We start from the raw sequence: 26,356 nt of genomic DNA, 5'->3' as shown, positions 1-26,356 counted from the left end.
TGCCTGAACGTCGATGAAAACACCGCTCTGGTTTCCGCAAAGTTTCTTCGCCCGCACCCTGTGGCTGGTGTTGATCGTCGTTCTGTTCTCCAAGGCGCTGACCCTGGTCTACCTGCTGATGAACGAGGACGTGCTGGTCGACCGTCAGTACAGCCATGGTGTAGCGCTGACCTTGCGCGCCTATTGGGCCGCCGACGAAGAAAACCGCGACAAGATCGCCGAGGCGGCAGGCCTTATCCGGGTGACCGGCTCGGGTGTGCCCGAAGGCGAGCAGCATTGGCCCTACAGTGAAATCTACCAACGGCAGATGCAGGCCGAGCTGGGTGACGACACCGAAGTGCGGCTGCGCATTCATGCACCGCCCGCGTTGTGGGTCAATGCGCCAAGCCTGGGGCCGGGTTGGCTGAAAGTGCCGCTGTACCCGCACCCATTGCGTGGGCAGAAGATCTGGAACGTGCTGGGCTGGTTCCTGGCCATTGGCTTGTTGTCCACAGCATCGGCGTGGATTTTTGTGCGTCAGCTCAACCAGCCGCTCAAACGCTTGGTATTCGCCGCCCGCCAGCTTGGCCAGGGGCGCAGTGTGCGCCTGCCGATCAGCGATACCCCCAGCGAGATGACCGAGGTGTACAAGGCGTTCAACCAGATGGCCGAGGATGTCGAGCAGGCCGGGCGCGAGCGCGAGTTGATGCTGGCCGGGGTTTCCCACGACTTGCGCACGCCACTGACGCGCCTGCGTCTGTCGCTGTCCTTGCTGAACAGCGACAACGAGCTGAGCGATGACATGGTTCGCGATATCGAGGACATGGACGCGATTCTCGATCAGTTCCTGGCCTTCATCCGCGATGGCCGTGACGAGCCGGTGGAAGAGGTCGACCTTGCTGACTTGGTGCGTGAGGTGGTGGCTCCGTACAACCAGCCGGAAGAGCGTGTGCGCCTGTGCCTGGAGCCGATTCCACCGTTCCCGCTGCGCCGGGTTTCGCTCAAGCGCATGCTGGGCAACCTGATCGGCAACGCCCTGCACCATGCTGGCAAGGGGGTCGAGGTGGCTGCCTATGTATCAGGTGATGAGAGTGCGCCGTATGTGGTGCTCAGTGTGCTGGACCGGGGCACCGGTATTGACGAGTCGGAGCTGGAAACCATTTTCAACCCGTTCATTCGCGGTGACCGGGCGCGGGGCGGCAAGGGCACCGGGTTGGGGCTGGCGATCGTGAAGCGGATTGCTGCGCAACATGGCGGGAACGTGGAGTTGCGTAACCGGTCTGGCGGCGGGATCGAGGCGCGGGTCAGGTTGCCGCTGGGGCTGCTGCTGCCGCGTAATGCTGTGTGAGGCTCACTGGCCTCTTCGCGGTTAAAGCCGCTCCTACAGGGACTCTGCAATACCTGTGGCAGCGGCTTAGCCGCGAAGAGGCGGGCACAGGCTTGAATCAGCCTTTGCCCTTGGTCCGGGTCTGATTGGGCCCGCCATTCTTCTCCAGGTGCTCGATGATCATCCCGGCGACGTTCTTGCCGGTGGTGACTTCAATGCCCTCCAGCCCTGGCGACGAGTTTACCTCCATCACCAACGGCCCGTGGTTGGAACGCAGGATATCCACACCCGCCACGCTCAACCCCATCACCTTGGCCGCCCGGATGGCGGTGATGCGCTCTTCTGGGGTGATTTTTATCAGGCTGGCGACGCCACCCCGATGCAGGTTGGAGCGGAACTCGCCCGGTTTGGCCTGACGCTTCATCGAGGCAATTACTTTGTCGCCTACCACGAAGCATCGGATATCTGCGCCACCGGCCTCCTTGATGTACTCCTGAACCATGATGTTTTGCTTGAGGCCCATGAACGCTTCGATTACCGACTCGGCCGCCTGGGGGGTTTCGCACAGCACCACGCCAATGCCCTGGGTGCCTTCCAGTACCTTGATCACCAGCGGGGCACCGTTGACCATCTGGATCAAGTCGGGGATGTCATCCGGCGAGTGGGCGAAACCGGTGATCGGCAAGCCGATGCCGCGCCGCGACAACAGCTGCAACGAGCGCAGCTTGTCGCGCGAGCGGGCAATGGCTACCGACTCGTTGAGCGGGTAGACGCCCATCATTTCGAACTGGCGCAGCACCGCGCAGCCATAGAACGTAACCGAAGCACCTATGCGCGGGATCACGGCATCGAAGCCTTCCAGCGGCTTGCCGCGGTAGTGGATCTGCGGCTTGTGGCTGGCAATGTTCATGTATGCCCGCAGGGTATCGATCACCACCATTTCGTGGCCACGCTGGGTACCGGCTTCGACCAGGCGGCGGGTGGAATACAGACGCGGATTGCGCGACAGCACAGCGATCTTCATGCAGCACCTGTGACAGGGGAAAGGGTGGCCGGGAAGGCCGGTTTGTCTTGTACGTATTTCAGGCCTGGGTTCACTACCAGCTGGCCGTGTATCAGGGCCTTGGAGCCAAGCAACAGGCGGTAGCGCATGTTCTTGCGGCAGGCCAGGGTGAACTCCACCTCCCACACACCATCACCCAGCGCCAGTGACGTGCGGATGACGTAGCGGGTCTGGGCGTGGCCGTTGGAGCTCTTGATGGTCTTCATTGTCACCAACGGTGCCTCGCAGCGGCGGTGGCGCAACTGCACCACCGAGCCCAGGTGCGCAGTGAAGCGAACCCAGGGCTGGCCGTCGCGCTCAAAGGGTTCCACTTCGGTGGCATGCAGGCTCGACGTGCTGGCACCGGTGTCGATCTTGGCGCGCAGCCCGGCCACGCCGAGGTCAGGCAGGGCGACCCACTCGCGCAGGCCGATCACAGTCAAATGGTCAAATGTCTTCACGAAGCGCACCCTGCGAATGAGGTGGAGAACTTTAAGCACGGCGGGGACTTTTTGCATCCGTATGTGAAGGTAGTACAGTTCGATGAAAGACAGAATCCGAGGTAACGGGATGGCACAAAAAGCCGAAGACGACGACAAGGTTCGCCTGGACAAATGGTTGTGGGCGGCGCGCTTCTACAAGACGCGAGCGCTGGCCAAGGCGGCGATCGAGAGTGGCAAGGTGCATTGCCGGGGCGAGCGTTGCAAGCCGGGCAAAGAGCCGCGGGTGGGCGACGCGTTCGTGCTGCGTACCGGCTTCGATGAGCGCACGGTGGTGGTGAAGGCGCTGTCGGTGGTGCGTCGAGGTGCCCCAGAGGCGCAGGCGTTGTACGAGGAAACCGAAGAAAGTGTGCGTCGCCGTGAACAGGCGGCTGAGATGCGTAAGGCCGGGGCCATGGGCGTGACCACCGATGGCCGGCCGACCAAGAAGCAGCGGCGGCAGATTCACCAGCTGCATGGAAGTTACGATTGAATGGGGCTGCTGCGCAGCCCCAGGAATCTAGCGCAACACCGCCATTCGTCCGACCAGCGGTAACGTGGACAGCAGCTTGAACAACGGCGCTGTCCAGCGCATCAACGCCTCGCTGCCTTTGGCCGCCAGGGGCGTGTAGTAGCTCCAGCCCAACGCCAGTACGGCCATCAGCAAGCCGCCGATGTAGTCGTCCTGCCCCCAGTGGGCACCGGCCACCAGGCGCGGCAGCATGAACAGCGCTGCGAGCCCCCAGACCACCAGGTATTGCACAAGGCGGCGGCTGAACACGCTCATGAACAGCGCCCAGATCAGCAGCACCGAGGCGTGATCACCCGGGAAACTTTTGCTGGAACGGTCCTTGAGTTCCCAGGCCGCCTCCAGGTTCGGGTAATAGTCACTCAGGTGCACGACGTCGTCGAAGATCATCGATGGGCTCTTGTGTTGCCACCCGGCTGCATCCACCCACTTGGAAAACAGCGCGCGAATCACCACTAAGAGGAGTAGCGTGACCAGAAAGCCGAAAAATGCCTGGCGAACCTGAGCGGCCTTGAACACCCAGTCACCACGAATGAGCACAGCGAGCAGGATCAGGCCGACGACGATGTCGAACGGGCGTAGGCTACCGATGGTCCAGATGTAGCGCCAGGTGGTGCTATCGGCCAGCGGCGCGTTCAGGCTGCGGAACAGCCACTCGTCGAAAGTCAGGCACAGGATCTGGCCAAAAGGCCATAACCAGAAACACAGTAGAGCGATGGGAAGCAGCGTACAGGCTGCCAATGGCCCCCAGGACCACCTTGCTTGGAACAGTGGTCGATTGTCCATAAAATACCTCTATTGCAAACAGGAATCGGAGCGCCTTGTGAGCGCTCTGTCACGGGTTCTCGCCGATTCTCGACAACCCTTGTAACCATTTTGTCATCATTTTTTAGATAGCCGAAACCTATGAGCGATTTGCCTGATACAGATTTCACCCAACGTTTCCTCTTCGACGAGCGCGATGTGCGCGGCGAGTGGGTGTCTCTCGATGACAGCTACGCCGCAGTGTTGGCGCGTCATGAGTACCCCCAGCCGGTCAAGGTGCTGCTCGGTGAGTTGATGGCCGCCACCGCCTTGCTGGTGGGTGCGATGAAGTTCGATGGCTTGCTGATTCTGCAGGCGCGTTCGGCTGGGCCGATTCCGCTGCTGATGGTGGAATGCTCCAGCGACCGCGAGATCCGCGGCATGGCCCGCTACGAAGCGGACCAGATTTCGGCTGATGCCACCCTGTCGCAGCTGATGCCCGACGGCCACCTGACCCTGACCATCGACCCGGTCAAGGGCCAGCGCTATCAGGGGACCGTCGACCTCGATGGCGCCAACCTGTCGGAATGTTTCACCAGCTACTTCGTCCAGTCGCAGCAGCTCAATACCCGTTTCTGGCTCAATGCCGCAGGCGGCAAGGCCCGTGGGCTGTTGCTGCAGCAACTGCCGCGTGATCGCCAGCCGGATGATGAAGAGCGTGAAGACAGCTGGCAGCACGTGGTGGCCCTGGCCAAGACGCTCAAGCCTGAAGAGTGGACAGAGGGCAACGAAACCCTGCTGCACCGCCTGTACCACGAAGACGCCGTGCGCCTGTTCGATATCCAGCCACTGCGCTTCAATTGCAGCTGTTCGCGGGAACGCTCCGGCAATGCGCTGGTCAGTCTGGGCGAACACGACGCCAAGGCGCTGGTGGACGAATGTGGCGGGACGGTAGAGATCGATTGCCAGTTCTGCAACGAGCGCTACTTCTTCGATGCCAGCGATGTGGCGCAACTGTTTGCGGGTGGCGGTACTGACGTGGCCTCAGAAACTCGTCACTGAAACGTTAAATCACAGGATAATCTCCTGTCGAATTGCGCAAAAGCGCAGTTCTGACAGGAGGGGCCTACTTTTTTTGGGCGTTTCTGGCATAATCCGGCCACTTTTTTCGCTGTAGTAGTTTTTTCAAGACAACTACAAAACGTTTGGAGCACTCGGCCTCGGGCCGGATGGGGTATCTCATGACGCAAGCCAACAACACCGTGTACACCGACCTGAGCGTCGATGAGCTGGTAAAAGAAGCGCTGCAACGCGGTGAAGGCGTACTAGCCGATACTGGCGCACTGGTCGTGGAGACTGGTCACCGTACTGGCCGCTCGCCGGCTGACCGTTTCATCGTCGAAGAACCTTCCACCCAGGACGCCATTTCCTGGGGCCCGATCAACCGCAAGTTCCCGGCTGACAAGTTCGATGCCCTGTGGGCTCGCGTCGAGGCGTTCAACAACGCCCAGGATCACTTCGTTTCCTATGTTCACGTAGGGGCCGCAGCCGAGCACTACCTGCCGGTGAAGATGACCACCCAGACTGCCTGGCAGAACCTGTTCGGTCGTTGCCTGTTCATCAACCCGGAGCAGTTCAACCCGGCTGGCCGCGACCAGTGGCAGATCCTCAACGTCGCCAACTTCGTGTGCGAGCCTGAGCGTGACGGCACCAACTCCGACGGTTGCGTGATCATCAACTTCGCCCAGAAGAAAGTGCTGATCGCTGGCATGCGCTACGCCGGCGAAATGAAGAAAGCCATGTTCTCGGTGCAGAACTTCCTGCTGCCGGCTGCCGACGTACTGCCAATGCACTGCGCAGCCAACATCGGCGAAGAAGGCGATGTGACCTTGTTCTTCGGCCTGTCCGGTACTGGCAAGACCACCCTTTCGGCTGACGAAAGCCGTTACCTGATCGGTGACGACGAGCACGGTTGGGGCGAAGGCGTTGTCTTCAACATGGAAGGCGGCTGCTACGCCAAGTGCATCGACTTGTCCGAAAAGAACGAGCCGGTCATCTGGAAAGCCATCAAGCACGGCGCAGTACTGGAAAACGTCGTTCTCGACGCCAACAAGCACGCCGACTACACCGACGTCAGCCTGACTCAGAACAGCCGTGCGGCCTACCCGCTGGAGCACGTTGCCAAGCGTTCGGAAGCGAACCTGGGCGGCGAGCCTAACGCAGTGATCTTCCTCACCTGCGACCTGACAGGTGTTCTGCCTCCGGTTTCGATCCTGAACAACGAGCAGGCGGCCTACCACTTCCTGTCCGGCTACACCGCGCTGGTCGGTTCCACTGAAATGGGCTCGGGCGGCGGCATCAAGTCGACCTTCTCCACCTGCTTCGGCGCACCGTTCTTCCCGCGTCCGGCTGGCGAGTACGCTGAGCTGCTGATCAAGCGTATCAATGGTTTCAACTCCAAGGTCTACCTGGTCAACACCGGCTGGACTGGTGGTGGCTACGGCGTTGGCAAGCGCTTCAGCATCCCCACTACCCGTGCCGTGATCGCTGCCATCCAGAGCGGCGCATTGGTCGGTGCCGAAACCGAGCACCTGGACATCATCAACCTGGACGTGCCGAAGGCCGTTCCGGGCGTTGAAACCGAACTGCTCAACCCGCGCACCAACTGGGCTGACAAAGCGGCCTACGACGAGGCTGCCAAAGGTCTGGCCAAGCTGTTCATCGAAAACTTCAAGAAGTTCGAAGTTTCCGACGCCATCAAAGCCGCTGGCCCGCAGCTGTAAGCCGAGCCCAGCCGCAACGAGAAAGCCGCCCCCAGGGGCGGCTTTTTTGTGGATGCGGGCTTGCCCGCGAAAGGGCCGGACCTGCTGGCCAATTTCCACCCGTGGTTCACCGTCGCAGCCGCCATCGTATTCGCGGGTAAACCCGCTCCTACACACTGATCGGTGGTGAGCGCAGGCCGTTGTAGGAGCGGGCTTGCCCGCGAAGGGGCCCGCATAGGCAGCGAAAGTCTGTTTTTTCTGTTTCACTGTCGGCATCCATAGCGAAGACAAGAGCCAGCCAGATGACCGAAGCCCCTCAGCGCACTGCCTTCTCCCACTTCCACCCGATCCTCACCCGCCCCCAGGACAACGACCTGAACGGCCACATCGCCGGTGCAACGGTGCACGGTTTTTTCGAAACCGCGATCCAGGCGTTTCTCGTCGAGCAGGCCGAACTGGACCTGCGGCACGGTGAACTGGCCGCCTTCGTGGTCAGTTCGGCTGCGGATTTCTACGCGCTACCGGGCTTCCCGGATTTGTTGGAGGTGGGGTTGGGAGTGACGCGACTGGCGGGCAGCACGGTAGAGTACCGGCTGGCGCTGTATCGCCCGGGCGAACCGGAGGCGTGCGCAGCAGGCACGGTAGTGCAGGTGTTCATCGAGCGCGACAGTGGCCGGCCTGTGGCGTTGCCAGAGGCGCTGCAGGTGATTCTGTCCGGCCTCGTGCTGGAGCGGCAGGCATAAAAAAGCCCCGCTGGCAGGGGCGGGGCTTTTGTTGCCGGGGCAGGGCCCTCAGGCGTTAGTCGCGCCAGTGGCGCTTGTGCTTGCGGTGGCCATAGTGGTGACCACGGTCCCAGTGACGACGGTCGTCGTCGTAGCCGCGACGATAGCGGCGGCCATCGCGGTAATCGTCTTCGTCGGCCTCTTTGCCCAGGTAGTTACCCAGCGCACCACCGGCACCACCGCCGGCTGCCGCGCCAATGTAGCTACCCGTGGTGCCGCCCACGGAGCGACCGACCACGTTACCACCTGCAGCGCCCAGCGCGCCGCCGATAGCGGCCTCACCACGCTGGCGTTTGTCTGCGCCCAGGGCGCCACCTGCCGCACCGCCCAGACCGGCACCAATGGCGCCGCCGGTGCTGCCACCGATGGAGTTGCCCACGACAGAGCCCAGTACCCCACCCAATGCGCCGCCAATGCCGGCCTCGGTGGTGCCGCCTGCCATGGCAACGCCGCTGAGCAAGCTGAAAGACAACAACAGAATCGAGGAGTACTTCTTCATCAAGAGAGCCTCATAGGGATGACGAGGCGAATTTGAGGCTAAGAGACGTGGCTGGCAACGGAAATCCGACGAGTAACACGAGTTGTACACAATTCTCTAACTTGCTGTATTTACTATGAAACTTTATCGTTTTTAGGCTGTCTGAGACCTTTATGACAAAGCCCTGAGCCGCCACGGAACAGGGCTTTTTTCATTTTTACAGGATACGCCCGTCCTCGCGCGCACGCTCCAGCTTGATGGCAATGAACTTCGATGTTGGCGTATGGCTACCAACACCAATGCTCTCCAGTGGCACCAGCGGGTTCACCTCCGGGTAATACGCCGCCGCCTGCCCGGCAGGTATGTCGAAGGCCAGCAGGGTAAAGCCTTGCACCCGGCGCACATGTTCATCCCCCCACAGCGAAACGATGTCGACCTTCTGCCCCGGCTCAAAGCCCAGGCGGATGATGTCGGCTTCGTTGGCGAACAGCACCTCGCGTTGGCCGCGCACACCGCGGTAGCGGTCGTCCAGGCCGTAGATAGTGGTGTTGTACTGATCGTGCGAGCGCATCGATTGCATGATCAAGTCTGGCAACTGGCCGCTGGCCCGTACGCGTTCGTCAAGCAGCGTGTCGGGCAGCAGGTTGGCCTTGAAGTTGGCGCGGCCGGTGCTGGTCGCCCATTCGCGGCTGGCCGCGCTGTTGCCCAGATAGAAGCCACCCGGATTACGCAGGCGCTGGTTAAAGCCGCTGAAACCGGCAATGGTGTCGCCGATCAGATCGCGAATGCGGTCGTAGTCGGCCACCAGCCAGTGCCAGTCCACCGGTTGCTTGCCCAGCGTGGCGGCGGCGATGCCAGCGATCACTGCAGGTTCCGAGCGCATTTGCGTCGACAGCGGCTTCAGCTGGCCGTTGGAGGCGTGGACCATGCTGAACGAGTCTTCCACCGTGACTGCCTGCGGCCCGTCGGCCTGCAGGTCGATGTCGGTGCGGCCCAGGCACGGCAGGATCAGTGCCTGCTTGCCATGGACCAGGTGGCTACGGTTGAGCTTGGTGCTGATGTGCACGGTCAGCTCGCAGTTGCGCAGCGCCTGGGCGGTACGCTCAGTGTCGGGTGTGGCTTGGGCGAAGTTGCCGCCCAAGCCGATGAAAACCTTGGCCCGGCCATCGAGCATCGCGTGAATGGCTTCGACGGTGTTATGGCCATTGCGCCGCGGCACGGGGAAGCCAAAGCGCTTTTCGATGGCATCCAGCAGCGCCTCTGGCGGGCGCTCGTTGATGCCCATGGTGCGGTCACCCTGCACGTTGCTGTGGCCACGCACCGGGCACAGGCCGGCGCCGGGCACGCCGATGTTGCCACGCAGCATCTGCAGGTTGACGATTTCCTGAATGGTCGGCACCGAATGACGGTGTTGGGTGATGCCCATCGCCCAGCACATGATCACCCGCTTGCCGCGGCAGTACATGCGCGCGGCCAGTTCTATATCCGCCAAGGTCAGGCCGGACTGTGCCTGGATGTGCGACCACGGCGTGGCGTCCACCACGGCCAGGTACTCGTCGACGCCATGGCCATGTTCGGCGATGAAGGCGTGGTCGAACACGGCCGGTTCGCCGTTGGCCTGGGCTTCGCGCTCCCATTGCAGGGCGAACTTGGCCATGCCACGCAGCATCGCCATGTCGCCACCCAGGGCCGGGCGGAAGAAGGCGGTGTTGGTCGGACGGTCACTGTTGGTCAGCATTTCCAGTGGGTTCTGGGGGTGCTGGAAGCGCTCCAGACCACGCTCCTTGAGCGGGTTGATGCACACCACCTGGGCGCCACGTTTTACCGCATCGCGCAGTGGGTCGAGCATGCGCGGGTGATTGGTGCCGGGGTTCTGGCCCCAGACAAAAATAGAGTCGGCGTGCTCGAAGTCGTCGAAGGTGACTGTACCCTTGCCGACCCCGACGCTTTGCCCCAATGCCACGCCGCTGGCCTCATGGCACATGTTCGAGCAGTCAGGGAAGTTATTGGTGCCGTAGGCGCGCACGAACAGTTGGTACAGGTACGCCGCTTCGTTGCTGGCACGTCCCGAGGTATAGAATTCGGCCTGGTCAGGGTTGGCCAGCTTGTTCAGTTCGCGGGCGATCAGGGCGAAGGCGGCATCCCAGCTGATCGGCAGGTAACGGTCGCTGGGTGCGTCGTAGACCATCGGTTCGGTCAGGCGCCCTTGGTACTCCAACCAGTAGTCGCTCTGCTGCAGCAGCGAGGTGACGCTGTAACGGGTGAAGAAGGCTGCATCGACACGGCGCTTGGTAGCTTCCCAGTTCACCGCCTTGGCGCCGTTCTCGCAGAACTTGACCATGCCGCTTTCCGGCGAATCCCCCCAGGCGCAGCCGGGGCAGTCGAAACCGCCGTTCTGGTTGGTCTTGAGCAGGGCGCGAATGTTCTTCAGCGCGTTATCGCTGCCGACCCATGCCTTGGCCACGCTACGCAGTGCGCCCCAACCGCCGGCGGGGCCGTGGTAGGGCTTGTAGCGAGGAGGGGAGGCTGGGGCGTTGTCCGGAAGATGTTGGTACGAGGTCACGACTGTTACGACTCCGCCGCTGGGCTGTAGACCCGCGGTGCGCTGTGCTTGGGCAAATGGATAAGGTTGAGGTTGTGCTTGCGTGCCCATTGCAGGGCAAGGCCGGTGGGCGCTGACAGGCTGACCAGGGTCTGGATGCCGGCACGCAGTACTTTCTGGATCAGCTCCAGGCTGCAGCGGCTGGTGACGATGGCCAAGCCACCCTGGCTGTCGATGCGTTGCCGCAGCAGGGCGCCGATCAGTTTGTCGAGGGCGTTGTGCCGGCCGATGTCTTCGCGGCCGAGCAGCAGTTCACCTTGGCGGTCCATGAACAGTGCTGCATGTACGGCGCCGCAATGCTGGCCCAGTGGCTGGAAGGCGTCGATGCGCTCGCGCAGGCCGACCAGCCACTGGGCCGGGGGCAGGGGCGCACCCGGCAACACGGCCAGATCCGGCAGCGCCTGCTCCAGCGCCTCGACCCCACACAGGCCGCAACCACTGGTGCCGGCCAGTTGGCGACGCTGGTTTTTCAGGTTCCAGAACGCCCGGCTGGAGATTTCCAGGTCGGCGTACATTGCCGAGCCGCTGCCGGAAAGCTTGAGGTCGTAGATTTCTGCGGTGCCTTCGACAATGCCGCTGCCGACGCTGAAACCGACCGCGAAGTCTTCCAGATCGGTAGGACTGACCAGCATCACCGCCTGGTTGAGGCCGTTATAGACAATGGCCAGGGCCACTTCCTCGGCCAGCGGGGTGCTGTCGCGTTTGGCGTCGCTGAGCTGGACGTAATCGTAGGTGTTGCTGGCGGCGGGCATGGACAAGGGCGATGAGGCCGCGCAGACCGGAGGCTTGCTGTTCATCGGGGCGCTGAATACCGGCGGCTTTCTGATAGCACAAGCCTAGGCGTGCGGGCCGGCGGCGTCTAATCGCTAGGGTCTATGCCTTGATAGACCGCGTCGATTGGTCGCGCAGGGCGGGAGTGGTAAAGCTGGCCTAGACTCCTGTGTCCAAGGTTTCGTCAACAAGGAGAGCGCAATGAGCCTGTTCAGTTTCGTGAAGGAAGCCGGCGAGAAGTTGATCGACCTGCTGACCCCTGGCAACGCCAATGCCGAGGAGCAGCTTAAGAAACACGTGGAAGCTGTCGGCCTGGGCAACCCCAACATCACGGCCACTGTAGAAGGGGACAAGATCATCCTCAAGGGTGAAGTGGCCAGCCAGGAAGAGAAGGAGAAGATCATCCTGGCGGCGGGCAACATCAGCGGCGTGGCCAGTGTCGAGGACCAGATCACCGTGACCGGGCCGGTAGTCCAGGCGGCAAGGTTCGTCACTGTGAAATCGGGCGACACACTTTCAGCCATTGCCGTGGTCGTGTATGGCAGTGCCAACCAGTACAACAAGATTTTCGAGGCCAACAAGCCGATGCTCAAGCACCCGGACAAGATCTATCCGGGGCAGGTGCTGCGTATTCCTGACTGATCGCTGAAGTCTGTGCCGGCCTCTTCGCAGGCATGCCCGCTCCCACAGGTTGAGCGCCCTCTCACGGCTGGCGCAGTATCTGTAGGAGCGGGTTCACCCGCGAAGAGGGCCTCATAGGCCTACCAGTAACTCCCGGTAATCCTCGACCGCCGCAAACTCTTCAGTATCCCGCGGCCCTGCTTTGCTATCTGGCTGGCGCACCGCCAGCAAGTGCCCCACACCAAACCGCCGTGCACTGCGCAGAATCGCCAGCGTGTCATCAATGAACAGGCTGCGTTCTGGTTCGAAGCCGATATCCGCCTGCAGGGCATCCCAGAACTGCGGGCTTTCCTTCGGGTAGCCATAGTCGTGCGAGCTGATCAGCCGCTCGAAGTACGGTGCCAGCTCCACCCGTTCCAGCTTCAGCGACAGCGAGTCACGGTGGGCATTGGTGATCATCACGACACGCTTGCCGGCCTGGCGAATCGCCGCCAGGAAGGTATCGGCATCCGGGCGCAGGGCAATCAGGTCGGCAATTTCCCGCTTCAGCTCGCGAATGGGCAGGCGTAGCTCGCGGCTCCAGAAGTCCAGGCAGTACCAGTTCAATGTGCCGGCATTGCGTTCGAACAGCGGTTGCAGCTCCATTTCCGCCATGGCCCGGCTAACACCGTGCAGCTCGGCATAGCGCTGGGGCAGGTGGTCCAGCCAGAAGCGGTTGTCGTAATGCAGGTCGAGCAGGGTGCCATCCATGTCCAGCAGGACGGTATCGATGGCAGACCAGGGAAGAACAGGCATGGGAAACTCTCGATCAGTCGGCAAGCCACGGTATAGTAACCCGTTCACGCCAAGGAGCCGCCCCATGCGCCAGAAACCCACCGTACTCAGCCGCGAAATTGTCGCCAGTAGCCGCCTGTTCCGCGTCGAAGCCGTACAGCTGCGCTTCAGCAATGGCGCCGAGCGCACCTATGAGCGCCTGGTGGGCCGGGGTAACGGCTACGGCGCGGTGATGATCGTGGCCATGCTCGATGCCGAGCACGCCGTGCTGGTGGAGGAATACTGCGGTGGCACCGATGAATACGAGCTGTCGTTGCCCAAGGGCCTGATCGAGCCGGGCGAAGACGTGCTGGCGGCAGCCGACCGGGAGCTCAAGGAAGAAGCCGGTTTTGGCGCACGCCAGCTGGAGCACCTGACGGAACTGTCGCTGTCGCCGGGCTACATGAGCCAGAAGATTCAGGTGGTGCTGGCCAGCGACCTGTACGAAGAGCGCCTGGAAGGCGACGAGCCCGAGCCGATGCGGGTCGACAAGGTCAACCTGCGTGAGTTGTCGGCCTTGGCCATGCATCCGCAGTTCACCGAGGGCCGCGCCCTGGCGGCGCTGTACCTGGCCCGTGACCTGCTGATTCAGCGGGGGCTGCTGGAGCTATGAACGACCTGCAACTGATGCACGAAGTGGTCAAGCTGGCGCTGACGGCAGGCGAGGCGATCCTGCCATTCTGGCGCGCCGATGTCGCGGTAACCAACAAGGCCGACGATTCGCCGGTTACCGCCGCCGACCTGGCCGCGCACCGGGTAATTGCCGATGGCCTGCTGGCGCTGGCGCCGCAGATTCCGGTGCTGTCCGAAGAGGACTGCAATATTGCGCTGGCCGAGCGGCAAAGCTGGAGCCGCTGGTGGCTGGTCGATCCGCTGGATGGCACCAAGGAATTCATTGCCGGCAGTGAAGAGTTCACGGTCAACATCGCCCTGATCGAGAACGGCGAGGTGGTGTTTGGCGTGGTGTCGATGCCCACCAATGGGCGCTGCTATTTTGGTGGGCGCGGCATGGGGGCCTGGCGTGCAGATGCCGGTGAGGCAGCCCAGCTGATCCAAGTACGCAACGCACCCGCGCAGGGCGAGCGTTTTACCGTGGTGGCCAGCCGTCGGCATTCCAGCCCGGAGCAGGAAGCGCTGTTGGCCGGCCTTGGGGCTGCGGTGGGCGAGCTGGAGCTGGCCAATATCGGCAGCTCGTTGAAGTTCTGCCTGCTGGCCGAGGGCAGCGCCGATTGTTATCCGCGCCTGGCGCCGACTTCGCAGTGGGACACTGCTGCGGCGCAGGGTGTGGTGGAGGGGGCCGGTGGCGAAGTGATCGGGCTGGATGGCTTGCCGTTCCGGTATCCGCCACGCGAGTCGCTGCTCAATCCGCATTTCCTGGCATTGCCTGCCAATGCTGCATGGCGCCAGGCCTTCCTGAACCTCATCTAACTGCCTGGCACGATCCTGTGGGAGCGGCCTTGCGTCGCGAAAGGGCCGCAAAGCGGCCCCGGCAATTCTGGCGGCGAAGCTGAAATCCTGGGGCCGCTTTGCGGCCCTATCGCGACGCAAGGCCGCTCCCACAAAGGCCGCGTTAGTCGTACTAGCGGTGCAGAACGTACTGGCCGCTGAATTTCACTGCAGGCTCGTCACTTCCGGCATTGCTCACGGTGGTTTCCAACGTCAACCGCGCCCGCCCACGGCGCTGGTACAGGGTCAGGAACCGCTCCCAGGTTTTCTCGTCTGGCGCGGCACAACGCGCCACTGCCGTGCCGGTCACTGGCAACGGGTAGCTGATCTGCCCTTCCTGGATGACGATATGCCCGTCATCGATCCCCAGTTCACGCAGGCGCAGGTGCAGCCAGCCCCAACCCACCAGCACTGCTGCGCAGTACAGGCTGCCGCCGAACATGGTGCTTTTGTGGTTGACGTTGGCCGCCAGCGGCAGTTGCAGGCGCAGGGTGTGCTGCTGCCAATCGATCACTTCCAGGCCCATCTCGCGGGTAAGGGGGATGTCGCTGTGCAGTACGGACTGCAGGTACTGGCTATTGGTGCTCATTAACGGTTGTCCTCTTGATCGTCATGTCCGCCGCTGCCGCCGTCGAAGTTCAAGCCATGCTTGCGCAGCTTGTCATGCAGGGTTTTGCGGGGGATACCCAGTGCTTCGGCCAGGCTCCGCATGGAGCCGTGTGGCTGGGCCAGTTCGGCGGCGATCAGCGAACGTTCGAACTGCTCGACCTGTTCGCTGAGGTTGCCGCTGAGCATGGGCGCTGCCGGCGCTGCTGCCGAGGGTGCCTGGCCATCGAGTGCTAGTTCCAGGCCAAGGGCGAAACGCTCGGCGGCGTTCTGTAGCTCGCGGACGTTGCCTGGCCAGTCATGACGCAGCAGCAGGGCGCGTTGCGCGGGTTGCAGCGCATGCGGCGACAGGCCATGACGTTGGCTGGCAGCATCGGCGAAATGCTGGAACAACACCAATATGTCGTCGCCGCGTTCACGCAGTGGCGGAATACGCAGCGGCGCCACGTTCAGGCGGTAATACAGGTCCGCGCGGAAACGCCCTTGGTCGGCAGCCTGACGCAGGTCTTCCTTGGTGGCGGCTATGATGCGGATGTCCAGCGGGATCAACTGGTTGCCGCCCAGGCGTTCGACCACCCGCTCCTGCAGCATGCGCAGCAACTTCACCTGTACATCCAGGCTCATGCTCTCGATTTCGTCGAGGAACAGCGTGCCGCCGTTGGCAAATTCGAACTTGCCGATACGGCGTTTCTGCGCGCCGGTGAACGCACCGGGCTCGTGGCCGAACAGTTCGCTTTCGACCACCGACTCGGCCAGCGCGCCGGCGTTGATCGCCACGAACGGCCCTTCGCTGCGGCTGGACAGGTCGTGCAGCGCGCGGGCCACCACCTCTTTGCCAGCGCCCGTCTCACCCAGAATCAACACGTCGGCGCGGGTGCCGGCCAAGGCGCCGATCTGCTCGCGCAGGCGCAGCATGGCCGGTGAATGGCCGACCAGGCGGGTTGCCAGTTGCTGGCGGTCGCTCAGTGCCAGACGCAGGCTACGGTTGTCCAGCACCAGTCGGCGCAAGGCCAGGGCGCGGCGTACGCTGTCGAGCAGGGCGTCTGTGGCAAAGGGTTTTTCCAGGAAGTCATAAGCCCCGGCACGCATCGCCTGCACCGCCAGCGGCACATCGCCATGGCCGGTTATCAGCAGCACCGGCAGTTCGCTGTCGCGGCCGTGCAGTTGTTCCAGCAACTGCAGGCCATCGATGCCCGGCATGCGGATGTCGCTGACCACCACGCCGGGCCAGTCGGCCTCGATACGTTCGGCCAGGCCTTGGGCCTCGGCCAGGGCGACTACCTTGAGCCCAGCCAGGTCCAGGGTCTGGCTCAAGGCTTGGCGCAGGTGGGGGTCATCGTCGACCAGGATGACCTGGGCTCGGCTGTCGATCAGTGTCTCGGTGGTCATGCCGAGGGGTCCTCCGAATTGGGCAAAGTAGCGCCAGATGCGGCCACACGCAGCTGGAGGGTCAGCATTGCACCACCTTCCGGGTGGTTGGCCAGCAGCAGTTCACCGCCCAGGGCGCGCATCAGGCTTTCACAGATGGCCAGCCCCAGGCCCAAGCCCTGGGTACGGGTCTTGGTGGTGAAAAACGGCTCCTTGGCGTGCTCCAGGGCCTGGCGGCTGAAGCCGGGCCCGTTGTCACGGATGTACAGGTAGACGCAGTCATCACGCTGCTCGGCACTTAGCCACAGGCGGCGCGGGTTGGCTTTTTCGGTCAGGGCGTCGAGGGCATTGGCCAGCAGGTTGCCTAGCACCTGGCGCAGGCGCGTTTCGCCGGCCTGTACCCACAAGGTGGCTTCCGGCAGGTCGCGGATCAGCTCTACGGCCATCGCCCGGCGGCGCTTGGCAAGCAGCGCCAGGGCATCGTCCAGGGCCGGCTGCAGGGCAACGCTCTCCGGGGCATGGCGGTCACGACGGGCGAAGGCACGCAGGTGGGCAATGATCGAGGCCATGCGCCCGGTCAGCTCGCCGATCAGCTTGAGGTTGCCGCGGGCGTCTTCGGTACGTTGGTGGTCGAGCAGGATCTCGGCATTTTCTGCGTAGCTGCGGATGGCGGCCAGGGGCTGGTTCAACTCATGGCTGATACTGGCCGACATGGTGCCGAGCACCGACAGCTTGCCGGCCTGCACCAGTTCGTCCTGTGCGCGCACTGCCTCTTGCTGAGCGTTTTCGCGCTCCAGCACGGCATTTTTCAGGCGGGTATTCAGGCCTTCAAGGTCGGCGGTGCGTTCGGCCACGCGCTTTTCCAGTTCCTGGCGGCCACGGGCTTCGAAGTCGATGCGGTCGATGTAATGGCGCCGCCGTTGCATCACCAGGCCTGCCAGCAACATCAGTACCAGCAGCGTGCCGGCACCGATGGCCATTACCGTCTGCACCGAGCGATCAACCAGCGTGCGCGGGGCAAGGATGCTGACTTGCCAGCCAGTTTCCTTGATGTCGCGGGTCTGGGTGATCCAGGCCTGCGGGTTGAGAACCAGCGGCTGTGGGGCCTGGGTCGGATAGGGCTGGATGGCGATGATGGCCTGGCGCTCGGCGTCGGTCAGCGTGCGGGTAGCACGGAAGCGCCAGTCGGGCCGTGAAGTCAGGATGACCACGCCATTGTGATCGGTCAGCAGCAGCTGCTCGGGCGTACGGCCCCACAGGGTTTCGGTGTGGTCGAGATCGACCTTGACCACCAGCACGCCGACGATCCGCTCGCGGTCCCGCACGGCCGCGGCAAAGAAGTAGCCGCGCTTGGCCGAGGTGGTGCCCTGGCCGAAGAAGCGGCCCAGGTGGCCAGCCATGGCTTCGTTGAAGTAGGGGCGGAAGGCGAAGTTTCGGCCGACGAAGCTGTCGTGCTTGTCCCAATTCGAGGCGGCCAAGGTGTTGCCGCTGACGTCCATCAGGTACATCACCTCGGCACCGGTCTGCTGCACGATGTCCTTGAGCAGGCGGTTGGCGTTGGTCACCGCTTCCAGGCGGAAAGGGTCGGCCAGCACGCCACGCAGCGCCGGCAAGTCGCCGAGAATTTGCGGCAAGGTCTCGTAGCGGTGCAGGGTGCCGAGCAGGTTGGCCACATACAGGTCGAGGGTCTGGCGGTTCTGCGAGGCCAGTTCTTCCTGGTAATAGCGTTCGGCCAAGTGATGCAGGGGCCACAGTAATGGGGCCAAGATCAGCGCCAGCAGGGCCAGGCTGCGCCAGCGGGGACGGCGTGGGGGCGTGGGCTTTGCAATCATCAGGTAAATGCGCCAGAAAAGTCTGACGCAATTATGCGCTAGTTAAGGCAGCAGTTCCGCCTCTGCCAATGGCAGGCCTACCTTGTCCTTGTCCGACAACAGCGGTGGTTGCTGCAGCCCCCAGTCGATGGCCAGTTGCGGGTCGTCCCAGCGGATGCAGCGGTCGGCGCCCGGGTTGTAGTAGTCGGTGGTCTTGTAGAGGAACTCGGCCGATTCACTCATCACCGCAAAACCGTGGGCGAAGCCAGGCGGAATCCACAGCTGGCGATGGTTGTCGGCTGACAGGTGCACCGCGACCCATTTGCCGAATGTTGGCGAGCTTTTGCGCACGTCCACGGCGATATCGCGGATCTCCCCGTGCACCACGCGCACCAGCTTGCCCTGGGTGTTTGCCACCTGGTAGTGCAGCCCACGCAGCACGCCCTTGATGGAGCGCGAGTGGTTGTCCTGAACGAACTCCACGTTCACGCCGGTTTGCTGTGAGAACTCACGGGCGTTGAATGCCTCGAAGAAAAAACCACGGCTGTCAGCGAACACCTTTGGCTCGATGATCAGTACTTCAGGGATTGCTGTAGGGATGATGTTCATAGCGGCTCGCTGGCCCGTCGTTCAAGTATTGACCCTAGTCGGCCTTGCCGGAAATTTCCGCGCGTAGCTGTAACAGGATGCATAAGGTGTGGCTATGGTAGACAGCAGGCCGCTCCTTTCACCAGACCAGCGCTGACTGGTATCGATTGTTATCGATTTAAATTCGCCGAATGGCGCGGCATTCTTCGATTATCAGGCTTCAAATATCGATATATATCGGTTATAAATTGGCAAACGCCCCAGCACCCCCGGCTCAGGGCCATCACAGAGGTCACCCATGAAAACCCTCAATTCCACGCCCCGTGCCGATGGTTTCCACATGCCCGCCGAGTGGGCCCCGCAGACTCAGGTGTGGATGGTCTGGCCGGAGCGCCCGGACAACTGGCGCCTGGGCGGCAAGCCGGCGCAGGCTGCCCACGTAACCCTGGCCAAAGCCATTGCCCGTTTCGAACCTGTGACCGTCGCGGCCTCCGCCGGCCAGTACGAAAACGCCCGGCGCCAACTCGACCAGCCGAACATTCGTGTGGTTGAAATCAGCAACGACGATGCCTGGGTGCGTGATACCGGCCCGACCTTTGTCATCGACGGCCATGGCGAAGTGCGCGGTGTCGATTGGGGCTTCAATGCCTGGGGCGGCTTCGACGGCGGCCTGTACGCACCCTGGAACCGCGACGAGGAACTGGCCGCCAAGGTGCTGGAAATGGAGCGTTGCCAGCGCTACCAGACCGAAGGTTTTGTGCTTGAAGGTGGTTCGATCCACGTAGACGGTGAAGGCACCGTGATCACCACTGAGGAATGCCTGCTCAACCGCAACCGCAACCCGCACCTGAGCCGCGAGCAGATCGAAGCGGTGCTGCGCGATCACTTGGCGGTCGACACCGTGGTATGGCTGCCTGATGGCTTGTACAACGACGAAACCGACGGTCACGTCGACAACTTCTGCTGTTACGTGCGCCCGGGCGAAGTGTTACTGGCCTGGACCGATGATTCCAACGACCCCAACTATGCGCGCTGCCACGCGGCCATGGATGTGCTGAAGAACACCCGCGACGCCAAGGGCCGCGAGTTCATCGTGCACAAGATGCCGATCCCGGGCCCGCTGTACGCCACCGCCGAAGAGTGCGCCGGTGTCGACCAGGTCGCCGGCAGCCAGGAGCGTGACCCGTCGGTGCGCCTGGCGGGTTCGTACGTGAACTTCCTGATCGTCAACGGTGGCATCATTGCCCCAAGCTTCGACGACCCGGCAGATGCCGAAGCCAGAGCGATCCTGGCAAGGATCTTCCCCGACCATGAGGTGGTGATGATCCCGGGTCGCGAACTGCTCTTGGGGGGCGGCAACATCCACTGCCTGACCCAACAGCAGCCGGCGCCGGTCAAGCGCTGAGCGCGTGATGAATAAAGAGGCCCGTCATGTGACGGGCCTCTTTTTTGCGCGGGCGACGCCCGGAGGCCCGAGCTGGCATACGTTTTGTATTGTTTTTCAAGCAGATAGCGAGATGGCACGGCCAGGCCGCGCCTCTGATCTGTAACAATACCTACGTAAATTAGCCGCTCACGGGCCAGGGAGTACGTGTGGACATGAACGCAGCAAGTGAGTCGGCTTTGCGCCCATCGGCAGTTGATCGCCAATCGCTCAGGCTTTTGGCGAAGCGGTTGAAACACCATGGAAGCATCAGGGTCAGGACGACCGACTCGACCGACCCACGACGTCTGCTTGCCGGGCGATACCCCCAAGGGTTGATCAGCGAAGCAGAGATGCAGGCGCTGATGGCGGTGTGGCACTGATTGATTGCACCTGTACCTGCCTCTTCGCAGGCATGCTCGCGAAGAGGCAGGTACAGGCAACTAAGATCAGAAACTGTAGCTACCCGTCACCACAAGGCTACGCGGATCGCCCACCTGGATCTGCGCCGCACTGGTCGCCGAGCTGTAGTAGGTCTTGTCAGCAATGTTGCTCAATGCCGCCCGCACATCCCAGTCATGGGTCCGATACCCCGCCAGTGCATCCCAACGGCCATACCCTGGCAATACCGTGGTGTTCTGGTTGTCCGCATAACGTTCGCCCACCAGTGTCAGCCCGGTTTCGGCGTACCACCCCAGTTCTGGCTTCCAGGTCACGAACAGGCTGCCATTGCGCTTGGCCACGTCATTGATGCGGTTGCCTTCCTGGCCGTTATTGTCCTTGACGATGATCGCATCCTGCAGGCCAATGCCGCCGCGTACATACCAGTTGCCGACGATGTTGCCGGTGGCAGTCAGCTCGATGCCGCGCGAACGCTGCATGCCGCTGAGCAAGATGATGTTCGGGTCGTTCGGGTCGCGGGTGCGGCGGTTGTAAAGTTCCAGCTCGTAGATGGCCAGGGTGGTGGTCAGGCGCTGGTCGAGCCAGTCACTTTTCACCCCGATTTCCTTCTGCCGGGTCTGCTCCGGACGGGTGTCGTTGGTATTGCCCGGCGCCCCAGGGGTGATGCCGATCAAGCCGCCACCCACCGGTGAGAAAGTCTTGCTCCACGAGGCGTAGAACGAATGGTCGCGCCATGGCGTGTAGACCACGCCCAGGCGTGGGCTGGTGCTGTTGCTGTCCTGCGGTTCGCGCAAGCCATCCTTGTTGGTGGTTTCCACTTCGAACTGGTCAAAGCGCACGCCGGCGAGAACCTGCCACTGATCGTTCAGGCGAATCTGGTCCTGCAGATAAACCCCGCGGCTGTCGACCACGGTGTGGTTGTTGCTCGATAGCGCCAACGTACCATTGTGCGGCTGGCTGGGTTTGCCCAGGCCTGGCAGGTTCTGGCTGCCGGCGCTGTATAGCAGCGGATCGCGCCGCTGGTTGCCGAACTCCAGGCCCAGCAGCAGCTTGTGTTCAAGGCCCAAGGTGTCGAAGTCGCCCTCGGCCTCCAGGTTGTTGAACAGGTTGCGGGTGTTCAGGTCCTGCTGCCAGCGTTGGCGGGTCAAGGTATTGGTGCCGGCGTTGTAGCCCGTGACATAGGTGTTGTCGAACTCGCTGTCGAGTTTGAACAGGCCCAGGGTGTGGCGCAGCTGCCAGGTTTCGTTCAGCTGGTAGTTCAGCCGCGAGCGCAGCGATTGGGCGCGGTCGTCAATGTAGTCGCGATGGTCGCCGTAGGTGGCGCTGCGGCTGACGTCTGCCGGGCGGCCGTTGACACTCGGGATGCCGCGGTCTGGTGTGCGGTTGTAGCGGCTGTATTCATACTGCACCAGCCAGTTCAGGTCGGGGGTGATCTGCCAGCTGATCGACGGGGCGAACAGTTGGCGGCTGCCGTCGATACCATCGCGAAAGCTGTTGTTGTCCTGGTTGCCCATGTTCAGGCGCAGGCTGACCGTGTCGCTGGGGTCTGCGCTGAGGTCGGCATACAGGCTGCGCAGGTCTTCGCTGCCGGCCTGCGCTTCGATGGTCGAGCGGCGACCCGGCTCTGGTGCCTTGCTGACCCTGTTGACGATGCCGCCCTGGCTGCCACGGCCATACAGTACCGCTGCAGGCCCCTTCAGCACTTCGACCCGCTCGATGTTGTGCAGGTCGCGGATGTACTGGCTGTCGTCGCGGATACCGTCCAGATAGAAGTCGTTGCTGGCCTCGAAGCCGCGGATGCGTACGCTGTCAAAACGGGTGTCGGCGCCGCTGCTGACGTTGGGGATACCCTCCAGCGCCTTGCCCAGCGTGTTGCTGCCGTAATCCAGCACATTGGCGGTTTTCACCGTATCGATGGCCTGCGGCACATAACGCACGGGCGTCGAGGTGCGGGTTGCGGTGCTCACCTCCTTGACCCGCGGGTTGTCCTTCTCGCGTTCGCTGTCGGCGGTAACCGACGACTCCGGCAGTGTGGTGGTGGCGGCACTGGCCAGGCTGGCGCTGAAAAGCAGCGACAGGCCAAGCGTCAGGGGTGAAAGACGGCAGGGTACAAGCATGGGCACATCCGGAACGGGCAGTTGAAAATAAAGTGCGGATGGTAATGCTTGTTATTTGCTCTCGCTCGGCTATTTGTAAAGGCTTGTCTTTACATATGTGTCAGTTTGTAACTACCTCTACGGCCACGCTTTGCCTGCTTTCAGGAAATTGTCCGCTCGATCAAAAGGCAATTTCCTACACAAGATAAATTGCCCGCTGATAGCGCAAACCTGCATGGAAATGCACCAGACAGGCCGGTAATTTTGGTTATATCAACCTGCATTTCACGACTTTTTGACATTTGTAATCGCACACGGCTAGGATTCGGCCAACGCCAGCTGGCCATGTTATTGGCCAAGCTGCTGCCAAGGGCCGCCGTAAACTTACCGGTCGGCCCGCCCGGCTGGATCCGCATAGCGTCGAACCTACGAAGGGGCGTTGGTTCCTGGCGTCATATTGCAGAGCGTTTTTGATTAAGAAATAAGGAAAACAACATGTTGAAAACCAGGATCAGCCTGGTCGCCCTGGCGATGATCGCCGCGACCCAGGCTCAGGCCAATGACCAGGCTGACAGCAAGGGCTTCATCGAGGACAGTCACGCCAACGTCCTTCTGCGCAACGCCTACATCAACCGTGACAAGAAGCATGGCACCGACGACCAGATCGAATGGGGCCAGGCGTTCATCGCCAACTTCTCCTCCGGTTTCACCCAAGGCACCGTTGGCGTCGGTGTTGACGCATTCGGCCTGTACGCCGTGCGCCTGGATGGTGGCAAAGGCCACAACGGTGGTGGCGGCGTTGACTTCTTCAAACCGCACGAAACCACCAATGCCGAAGGCAACGCCAGCTCGCCGCACAACCTGGCGCGTGGTGGTGCTGCTGTGAAGTTCCGCATTTCCAACACCGTGCTGAAGTACGGTGACCAGATGCCAGCACTGCCAGTGCTGCAGTACGACGATGCACGTCTGCTGCCAGAAAGCTTCACCGGCACCCTGATCACCTCCAAAGAGATCCAGGGCCTGGAACTGAACGCCGGCCGCTTCACCCAGGAAGCGCGCAAGAGCGCCGAGCGCCGTGATGGTGGTGGCCTGAAGTCGATCAACGTCTTAGGTGGCAGCTACAAGTTCACCGACAACTTCACCGCTTCGCTGTACACCGCCGACAACGAAGATGTGATGAAGAAGCACTACCTGGGCTTGAACTACGTCTTCCCGATCGCCAGCGACCAGTCCCTGACCCTGGACTTCAACGGCTACAAGTCGGACATCAACAACAAGTACGTAAAAGCCGCAGGCCTGAACGGCGACTCCAACACCATCTGGAGCCTTGCAGCCACCTACGCGTACGGTGCGCACTCGTTCACCCTCGCTCACCAGCGCAGCACCGGCAGCACTGGCTACAACTACGGCTTCTACCAGAACGCCGGCGGCGTGGGTGACGGTGGTTCCACCATCTACCTGGCCAACTCGTACTGGTCCGACTTCAACGCCGAAGACGAGCGCTCCTGGCAGCTGGGCTACGGCCTGGACTTCGGTGCCTACGGCATTCCGGGCCTGACCTACAAGCTGGCTTACGTGGTGGGTGACAACATCAACACCCGTAACGTCGCCAACCCGCAAGGCTTCGGCGAAGGTAAAGAGCGCGAGATCTTCAACCAGATCCGTTACGTGGTGCAGGACGGCCCGGCCAAGGACCTGTCGATCAAACTGCGTAGCTCGTTCTTGCGTACCAACAACGCCGTGCAGCAGAACGGTTACAACGACGACGGCAACGAAGTCCGCGTATTCGTCGAGTACCCGATCAGCATCTTCTGATTCTGATCTGATGTATCGAACAGCCCCGGCCTATGCCGGGGCTGTCTCTTTTCGGCGAACGGTTACTGGTTGAGCCGGCGCTGGGCTTACGGTCTCCGGCGCAAAACTGTCGCTACGCGCCATCCGCCACATCCGCGCATAAAACTCGCTTTCGATCGAGCCACTGAGTAATTCGCCCGGCTTGAGGAATGTGTGCAAGTCCGAAAACAACCCGATTTCGCTGGGGCTGATGCGCCGTGCCAGGTGCTTGGGCTTGAGCTCCGAAGGGTGCTCCAGGCCTGCGGCAGCCAACATCTCGGCCAGCGCGTGCAGTGTGTTGCGGTGGAAGCTGGCCACCCGCTCGGCCTTGTCTGGCACCACCAGGGCGCGCTGGCGCAGAGGGTCTTGGGTCGCCACGCCGGTCGGGCACTTGTTGGTGTGGCAGCTCTGCGACTGAATACAACCAATGGCAAACATGAAACCGCGTGCCGAATTGACCCAGTCAGCGCCGATGGCCAATACGCTGGCAATGTCGAAGGCGCTGACGATCTTGCCCGCCGCACCAATGCGGATGCTGGAGCGCAGGTTCAGGCCGACCAACGTGTTGTGCACGAACATCAGGCCTTCGCGCATTGGCACGCCCATGTTGTCGCTGAACTCGCGAGGTGCCGCGCCGGTGCCGCCTTCCTTGCCATCGACAACGATGAAGTCAGGGGTGATGCCGGTGGCGAGCATGGCCTTGGCAATGCCCATGAATTCCCAAGGGTGGCCCAGGCAGAACTTGAAGCCCACGGGTTTGCCGCCCGAAAGCTCGCGCAGGCCGGCTACGAACTGCAGCAGCTCGACCGGTGTGCGGAAGGCGCTGTGCGCCGCTGGCGAGATGCAGTCCTCGCCTACACGTACGCCACGGGTCTCGGCAATCTCGGGGCTGACCTTGTGCCCCGGTAAAATGCCGCCGTGGCCAGGCTTGGCGCCCTGGCTGAGCTTGATCTCGATCATCTTCACCTGTGCCGAGCGGGCTTGTTCGGCGAAGCGCTGTGGGTCGAAACGACCGTCCTCGGTGCGGCAGCCGAAGTAGCCGCTGCCAATTTCCCAGATCAGGTCGCCGCCGTGTTCACGGTGGTACGGGCTGATACTGCCTTCGCCGGTGTCATGGGCAAACCGGCCCATGCGCGCGCCGCGGTTGAGCGCAGCGATGGCGTTGGCGCTGAGGGCGCCGAAACTCATCGCCGAGATGTTGAAGATCGAGGCCGAGTAGGGCACTCGGCATTGCGGCCCGCCGATGGCAATGCGGAACGACGCAGGGTCTGGCGTGGCCACCGGTAGCATGGAATGGCTGATGAATTCGAAACCAGGTTTGTAGGCGTCGTTGAGTGTGCCGAACGCTTTCTCGGCGCTTTCGTTCTTGGCGCGGGCGTAGACCAGCGAGCGTTGCGAGCGGGAGAACGGCAGCTTGTCGTCGTCACCTTCGATCAGGTACTGGCGGATTTCCGGGCGGATGGTTTCGATCAGGTAACGGATATTGCCCAGGATCGGGTAGTTGCGTCGCACCGCATGGTGGCTTTGGCGCAGGTCATTCAGGCCGACCAGGCTGAGCAGCGCGGTGATCAGCGTTACCGGCCACAGCCAGGCATGTTGGGCCAGCAGGGGCAGGCTGGCGAAAGTGAAGACAAGGCAGAGTACGAGGCAGGCGTAGCGGCTGGGAAGAGAGTGTTTCATGGGTCCATCGCAGGCAGGATGACCGGGCATAGGATAGGCAAACGCAGGGGACGGAAAACCTGGGTAATCGGTAAAAGACTGTTACCTGATTGCGAATTCCCAGGTCTGCGCAGCCCTATTTTGTGGGAGCGGCCTTGTGTCGCGATGGGCTGCGCAGCAGCCCCAGATATTGGT

24 protein-coding genes are annotated in these 26,356 nt (G+C 62.2%); 11 read left to right on the top strand and 13 right to left on the bottom strand.

Annotated features, from left to right (window positions below):
- Window positions 1-13 precede the first annotated feature (13 nt).
- The gene (locus V6093_RS16700) at window positions 14-1,327 is read left to right on the top strand and encodes an ATP-binding protein (protein WP_003255819.1); all 1,314 of its coding nucleotides are present in this window, start codon (window positions 14-16) and stop codon (window positions 1,325-1,327) included.
- Between the two features lie 97 nt (window positions 1,328-1,424).
- On the opposite strand, the gene rimK is transcribed toward V6093_RS16700, so the two are convergent.
- Both rimK and V6093_RS16690 read right to left on the bottom strand, forming a co-directional pair.
- The gene (rimK, locus tag V6093_RS16695; protein WP_003255817.1) at window positions 1,425-2,330 is read right to left on the bottom strand and encodes a 30S ribosomal protein S6--L-glutamate ligase; all 906 of its coding nucleotides are present in this window, start codon (window positions 2,328-2,330) and stop codon (window positions 1,425-1,427) included.
- A complete protein-coding gene (locus V6093_RS16690; protein ID WP_004576370.1) occupies window positions 2,327-2,809 on the bottom strand; it encodes an ATP-dependent zinc protease in 483 nt (160 codons plus the stop codon). Before V6093_RS16690 ends, rimK begins: the two co-directional genes overlap by 4 nt.
- A gap of 109 nt (window positions 2,810-2,918) precedes the next feature.
- On the opposite strand from V6093_RS16690, the gene V6093_RS16685 reads away from it, so the two are divergent.
- On the top strand, window positions 2,919-3,320 hold the full coding sequence (locus V6093_RS16685) for an RNA-binding S4 domain-containing protein (RefSeq protein ID WP_014755033.1): 402 nt from the start codon (window positions 2,919-2,921) through the stop codon (window positions 3,318-3,320).
- A gap of 27 nt (window positions 3,321-3,347) precedes the next feature.
- Here V6093_RS16685 and V6093_RS16680 read toward each other — a convergent pair whose 3' ends face one another.
- A complete protein-coding gene (locus V6093_RS16680) occupies window positions 3,348-4,142 on the bottom strand; it encodes a phosphatase PAP2 family protein (RefSeq protein ID WP_004576368.1) in 795 nt (264 codons plus the stop codon).
- Between the two features lie 120 nt (window positions 4,143-4,262).
- On the opposite strand from V6093_RS16680, the gene hslO reads away from it, so the two are divergent.
- The 3 genes from hslO (at window position 4,263) to V6093_RS16665 (ending at window position 7,605) form a co-directional block, all read left to right on the top strand.
- Window positions 4,263-5,162, top strand: coding sequence for an Hsp33 family molecular chaperone HslO (hslO, locus tag V6093_RS16675; RefSeq protein WP_003255808.1), 900 nt, complete (start codon window positions 4,263-4,265; stop codon window positions 5,160-5,162).
- A 179-nt stretch (window positions 5,163-5,341) separates the two neighbouring features.
- Window positions 5,342-6,883 carry a phosphoenolpyruvate carboxykinase gene (locus V6093_RS16670; protein ID WP_003255806.1) on the top strand — a complete coding sequence of 514 codons (1,542 nt, stop codon included), beginning with the start codon at window positions 5,342-5,344 and terminating at the stop codon, window positions 6,881-6,883.
- 281 nt (window positions 6,884-7,164) lie between these two features.
- On the top strand, window positions 7,165-7,605 hold the full coding sequence (locus V6093_RS16665; RefSeq protein ID WP_003255804.1) for a thioesterase family protein: 441 nt from the start codon (window positions 7,165-7,167) through the stop codon (window positions 7,603-7,605).
- Between the two features lie 55 nt (window positions 7,606-7,660).
- Here the strand turns inward: V6093_RS16665 and V6093_RS16660 are convergent, their stop codons facing one another.
- From V6093_RS16660 to fdhD, 3 genes are all read right to left on the bottom strand, one after another.
- Window positions 7,661-8,143: a glycine zipper domain-containing protein gene (locus tag V6093_RS16660; protein WP_003255803.1), complete on the bottom strand. Its 483-nt coding sequence runs from the start codon at window positions 8,141-8,143 to the stop codon at window positions 7,661-7,663.
- Between the two features lie 196 nt (window positions 8,144-8,339).
- The gene (locus tag V6093_RS16655) at window positions 8,340-10,685 is read right to left on the bottom strand and encodes an FdhF/YdeP family oxidoreductase (RefSeq protein WP_406669560.1); all 2,346 of its coding nucleotides are present in this window, start codon (window positions 10,683-10,685) and stop codon (window positions 8,340-8,342) included.
- Window positions 10,686-10,690: 5 nt separating this feature from the next.
- Complete coding sequence (gene fdhD, locus V6093_RS16650) at window positions 10,691-11,521, bottom strand: formate dehydrogenase accessory sulfurtransferase FdhD (RefSeq protein ID WP_003255800.1); 831 nt, start codon at window positions 11,519-11,521, stop codon at window positions 10,691-10,693.
- 175 nt (window positions 11,522-11,696) lie between these two features.
- Between fdhD and lysM the strand changes: the two genes are divergently transcribed.
- On the top strand, window positions 11,697-12,137 hold the full coding sequence (lysM, locus tag V6093_RS16645) for a peptidoglycan-binding protein LysM (RefSeq protein ID WP_004575933.1): 441 nt from the start codon (window positions 11,697-11,699) through the stop codon (window positions 12,135-12,137).
- 111 nt (window positions 12,138-12,248) lie between these two features.
- On the opposite strand, the gene yrfG is transcribed toward lysM, so the two are convergent.
- Complete coding sequence (gene yrfG / locus V6093_RS16640; RefSeq protein WP_003255795.1) at window positions 12,249-12,911, bottom strand: GMP/IMP nucleotidase; 663 nt, start codon at window positions 12,909-12,911, stop codon at window positions 12,249-12,251.
- Between the two features lie 64 nt (window positions 12,912-12,975).
- Between yrfG and nudE the strand changes: the two genes are divergently transcribed.
- Both nudE and cysQ read left to right on the top strand, forming a co-directional pair.
- Window positions 12,976-13,542 carry an ADP compounds hydrolase NudE gene (gene nudE, locus V6093_RS16635; RefSeq protein ID WP_003255794.1) on the top strand — a complete coding sequence of 189 codons (567 nt, stop codon included), beginning with the start codon at window positions 12,976-12,978 and terminating at the stop codon, window positions 13,540-13,542.
- Window positions 13,539-14,357, top strand: coding sequence for a 3'(2'),5'-bisphosphate nucleotidase CysQ (gene cysQ / locus V6093_RS16630; protein ID WP_003255792.1), 819 nt, complete (start codon window positions 13,539-13,541; stop codon window positions 14,355-14,357). Before nudE ends, cysQ begins: the two co-directional genes overlap by 4 nt.
- A gap of 151 nt (window positions 14,358-14,508) precedes the next feature.
- Here the strand turns inward: cysQ and V6093_RS16625 are convergent, their stop codons facing one another.
- Genes V6093_RS16625 through rfbC form a run of 4 tightly spaced genes read right to left on the bottom strand, consistent with a single transcriptional unit; the run spans window position 14,509 to window position 18,769 of the window.
- Window positions 14,509-14,964, bottom strand: coding sequence for a YiiD C-terminal domain-containing protein (locus tag V6093_RS16625; RefSeq protein WP_004575932.1), 456 nt, complete (start codon window positions 14,962-14,964; stop codon window positions 14,509-14,511).
- Complete coding sequence (locus V6093_RS16620) at window positions 14,964-16,370, bottom strand: sigma-54 dependent transcriptional regulator (protein ID WP_014589347.1); 1,407 nt, start codon at window positions 16,368-16,370, stop codon at window positions 14,964-14,966. The genes V6093_RS16625 and V6093_RS16620 overlap by 1 nt, the downstream gene beginning before the upstream one ends.
- Window positions 16,367-18,181: an ATP-binding protein gene (locus tag V6093_RS16615; RefSeq protein WP_004575931.1), complete on the bottom strand. Its 1,815-nt coding sequence runs from the start codon at window positions 18,179-18,181 to the stop codon at window positions 16,367-16,369. The genes V6093_RS16620 and V6093_RS16615 overlap by 4 nt, the downstream gene beginning before the upstream one ends.
- A gap of 42 nt (window positions 18,182-18,223) precedes the next feature.
- Window positions 18,224-18,769: a dTDP-4-dehydrorhamnose 3,5-epimerase gene (rfbC, locus tag V6093_RS16610; protein ID WP_003255787.1), complete on the bottom strand. Its 546-nt coding sequence runs from the start codon at window positions 18,767-18,769 to the stop codon at window positions 18,224-18,226.
- 277 nt (window positions 18,770-19,046) lie between these two features.
- Here rfbC and aguA point away from each other — a divergent pair, with 277 nt between their 5' ends.
- Window positions 19,047-20,153, top strand: coding sequence for an agmatine deiminase (aguA, locus tag V6093_RS16605; RefSeq protein ID WP_047603203.1), 1,107 nt, complete (start codon window positions 19,047-19,049; stop codon window positions 20,151-20,153).
- 194 nt (window positions 20,154-20,347) lie between these two features.
- Entirely contained in the window at window positions 20,348-20,554 is a 207-nt protein-coding gene (locus V6093_RS16600) for a hypothetical protein (RefSeq protein WP_033726529.1), read from the top strand.
- A 66-nt stretch (window positions 20,555-20,620) separates the two neighbouring features.
- Here the strand turns inward: V6093_RS16600 and V6093_RS16595 are convergent, their stop codons facing one another.
- Window positions 20,621-22,690: a TonB-dependent receptor gene (locus V6093_RS16595; RefSeq protein ID WP_406669559.1), complete on the bottom strand. Its 2,070-nt coding sequence runs from the start codon at window positions 22,688-22,690 to the stop codon at window positions 20,621-20,623.
- Window positions 22,691-23,164: 474 nt separating this feature from the next.
- On the opposite strand from V6093_RS16595, the gene V6093_RS16590 reads away from it, so the two are divergent.
- Window positions 23,165-24,484 carry an OprD family porin gene (locus V6093_RS16590; RefSeq protein ID WP_003255784.1) on the top strand — a complete coding sequence of 440 codons (1,320 nt, stop codon included), beginning with the start codon at window positions 23,165-23,167 and terminating at the stop codon, window positions 24,482-24,484.
- A gap of 30 nt (window positions 24,485-24,514) precedes the next feature.
- On the opposite strand, the gene V6093_RS16585 is transcribed toward V6093_RS16590, so the two are convergent.
- Window positions 24,515-26,182, bottom strand: a complete 1,668-nt coding sequence (locus V6093_RS16585; protein WP_004575927.1) for an FMN-binding glutamate synthase family protein — start codon at window positions 26,180-26,182, stop codon at window positions 24,515-24,517.
- Window positions 26,183-26,356 lie beyond the last annotated feature (174 nt).

The organism is Pseudomonas putida group bacterium ESBL64 (genome assembly GCF_045277175.1).
Classification (GTDB): Bacteria; Pseudomonadota; Gammaproteobacteria; order Pseudomonadales; family Pseudomonadaceae; genus Aquipseudomonas; species Aquipseudomonas alloputida.
This window is presented reverse-complemented; position numbering and strand designations above follow the sequence as displayed.

What these genes read in the sequence shown, in the direction of transcription:
- V6093_RS16620 (WP_014589347.1), bottom strand. Translation starts at nt 16,370, where the DNA reads ATGACCACCGAGACACTGATCGACAGCCGAGCCCAGGTCATCCTGGTC.
- V6093_RS16685 (WP_014755033.1), top strand. Translation starts at nt 2,919, where the DNA reads ATGGCACAAAAAGCCGAAGACGACGACAAGGTTCGCCTGGACAAATGG.
- V6093_RS16670 (WP_003255806.1), top strand. Translation starts at nt 5,342, where the DNA reads ATGACGCAAGCCAACAACACCGTGTACACCGACCTGAGCGTCGATGAG.
- V6093_RS16595 (WP_406669559.1), bottom strand. Translation starts at nt 22,690, where the DNA reads ATGCTTGTACCCTGCCGTCTTTCACCCCTGACGCTTGGCCTGTCGCTG.
- aguA (WP_047603203.1), top strand. Translation starts at nt 19,047, where the DNA reads ATGAAAACCCTCAATTCCACGCCCCGTGCCGATGGTTTCCACATGCCC.
- V6093_RS16600 (WP_033726529.1), top strand. Translation starts at nt 20,348, where the DNA reads ATGAACGCAGCAAGTGAGTCGGCTTTGCGCCCATCGGCAGTTGATCGC.
- yrfG (WP_003255795.1), bottom strand. Translation starts at nt 12,911, where the DNA reads ATGCCTGTTCTTCCCTGGTCTGCCATCGATACCGTCCTGCTGGACATG.
- cysQ (WP_003255792.1), top strand. Translation starts at nt 13,539, where the DNA reads ATGAACGACCTGCAACTGATGCACGAAGTGGTCAAGCTGGCGCTGACG.
- rimK (WP_003255817.1), bottom strand. Translation starts at nt 2,330, where the DNA reads ATGAAGATCGCTGTGCTGTCGCGCAATCCGCGTCTGTATTCCACCCGC.
- V6093_RS16585 (WP_004575927.1), bottom strand. Translation starts at nt 26,182, where the DNA reads ATGAAACACTCTCTTCCCAGCCGCTACGCCTGCCTCGTACTCTGCCTT.
- V6093_RS16665 (WP_003255804.1), top strand. Translation starts at nt 7,165, where the DNA reads ATGACCGAAGCCCCTCAGCGCACTGCCTTCTCCCACTTCCACCCGATC.
- V6093_RS16615 (WP_004575931.1), bottom strand. Translation starts at nt 18,181, where the DNA reads ATGATTGCAAAGCCCACGCCCCCACGCCGTCCCCGCTGGCGCAGCCTG.
- V6093_RS16625 (WP_004575932.1), bottom strand. Translation starts at nt 14,964, where the DNA reads ATGAGCACCAATAGCCAGTACCTGCAGTCCGTACTGCACAGCGACATC.
- V6093_RS16590 (WP_003255784.1), top strand. Translation starts at nt 23,165, where the DNA reads ATGTTGAAAACCAGGATCAGCCTGGTCGCCCTGGCGATGATCGCCGCG.
- nudE (WP_003255794.1), top strand. Translation starts at nt 12,976, where the DNA reads ATGCGCCAGAAACCCACCGTACTCAGCCGCGAAATTGTCGCCAGTAGC.
- fdhD (WP_003255800.1), bottom strand. Translation starts at nt 11,521, where the DNA reads ATGAACAGCAAGCCTCCGGTCTGCGCGGCCTCATCGCCCTTGTCCATG.
- hslO (WP_003255808.1), top strand. Translation starts at nt 4,263, where the DNA reads ATGAGCGATTTGCCTGATACAGATTTCACCCAACGTTTCCTCTTCGAC.
- lysM (WP_004575933.1), top strand. Translation starts at nt 11,697, where the DNA reads ATGAGCCTGTTCAGTTTCGTGAAGGAAGCCGGCGAGAAGTTGATCGAC.
- V6093_RS16680 (WP_004576368.1), bottom strand. Translation starts at nt 4,142, where the DNA reads ATGGACAATCGACCACTGTTCCAAGCAAGGTGGTCCTGGGGGCCATTG.
- V6093_RS16700 (WP_003255819.1), top strand. Translation starts at nt 14, where the DNA reads ATGAAAACACCGCTCTGGTTTCCGCAAAGTTTCTTCGCCCGCACCCTG.
- V6093_RS16660 (WP_003255803.1), bottom strand. Translation starts at nt 8,143, where the DNA reads ATGAAGAAGTACTCCTCGATTCTGTTGTTGTCTTTCAGCTTGCTCAGC.
- rfbC (WP_003255787.1), bottom strand. Translation starts at nt 18,769, where the DNA reads ATGAACATCATCCCTACAGCAATCCCTGAAGTACTGATCATCGAGCCA.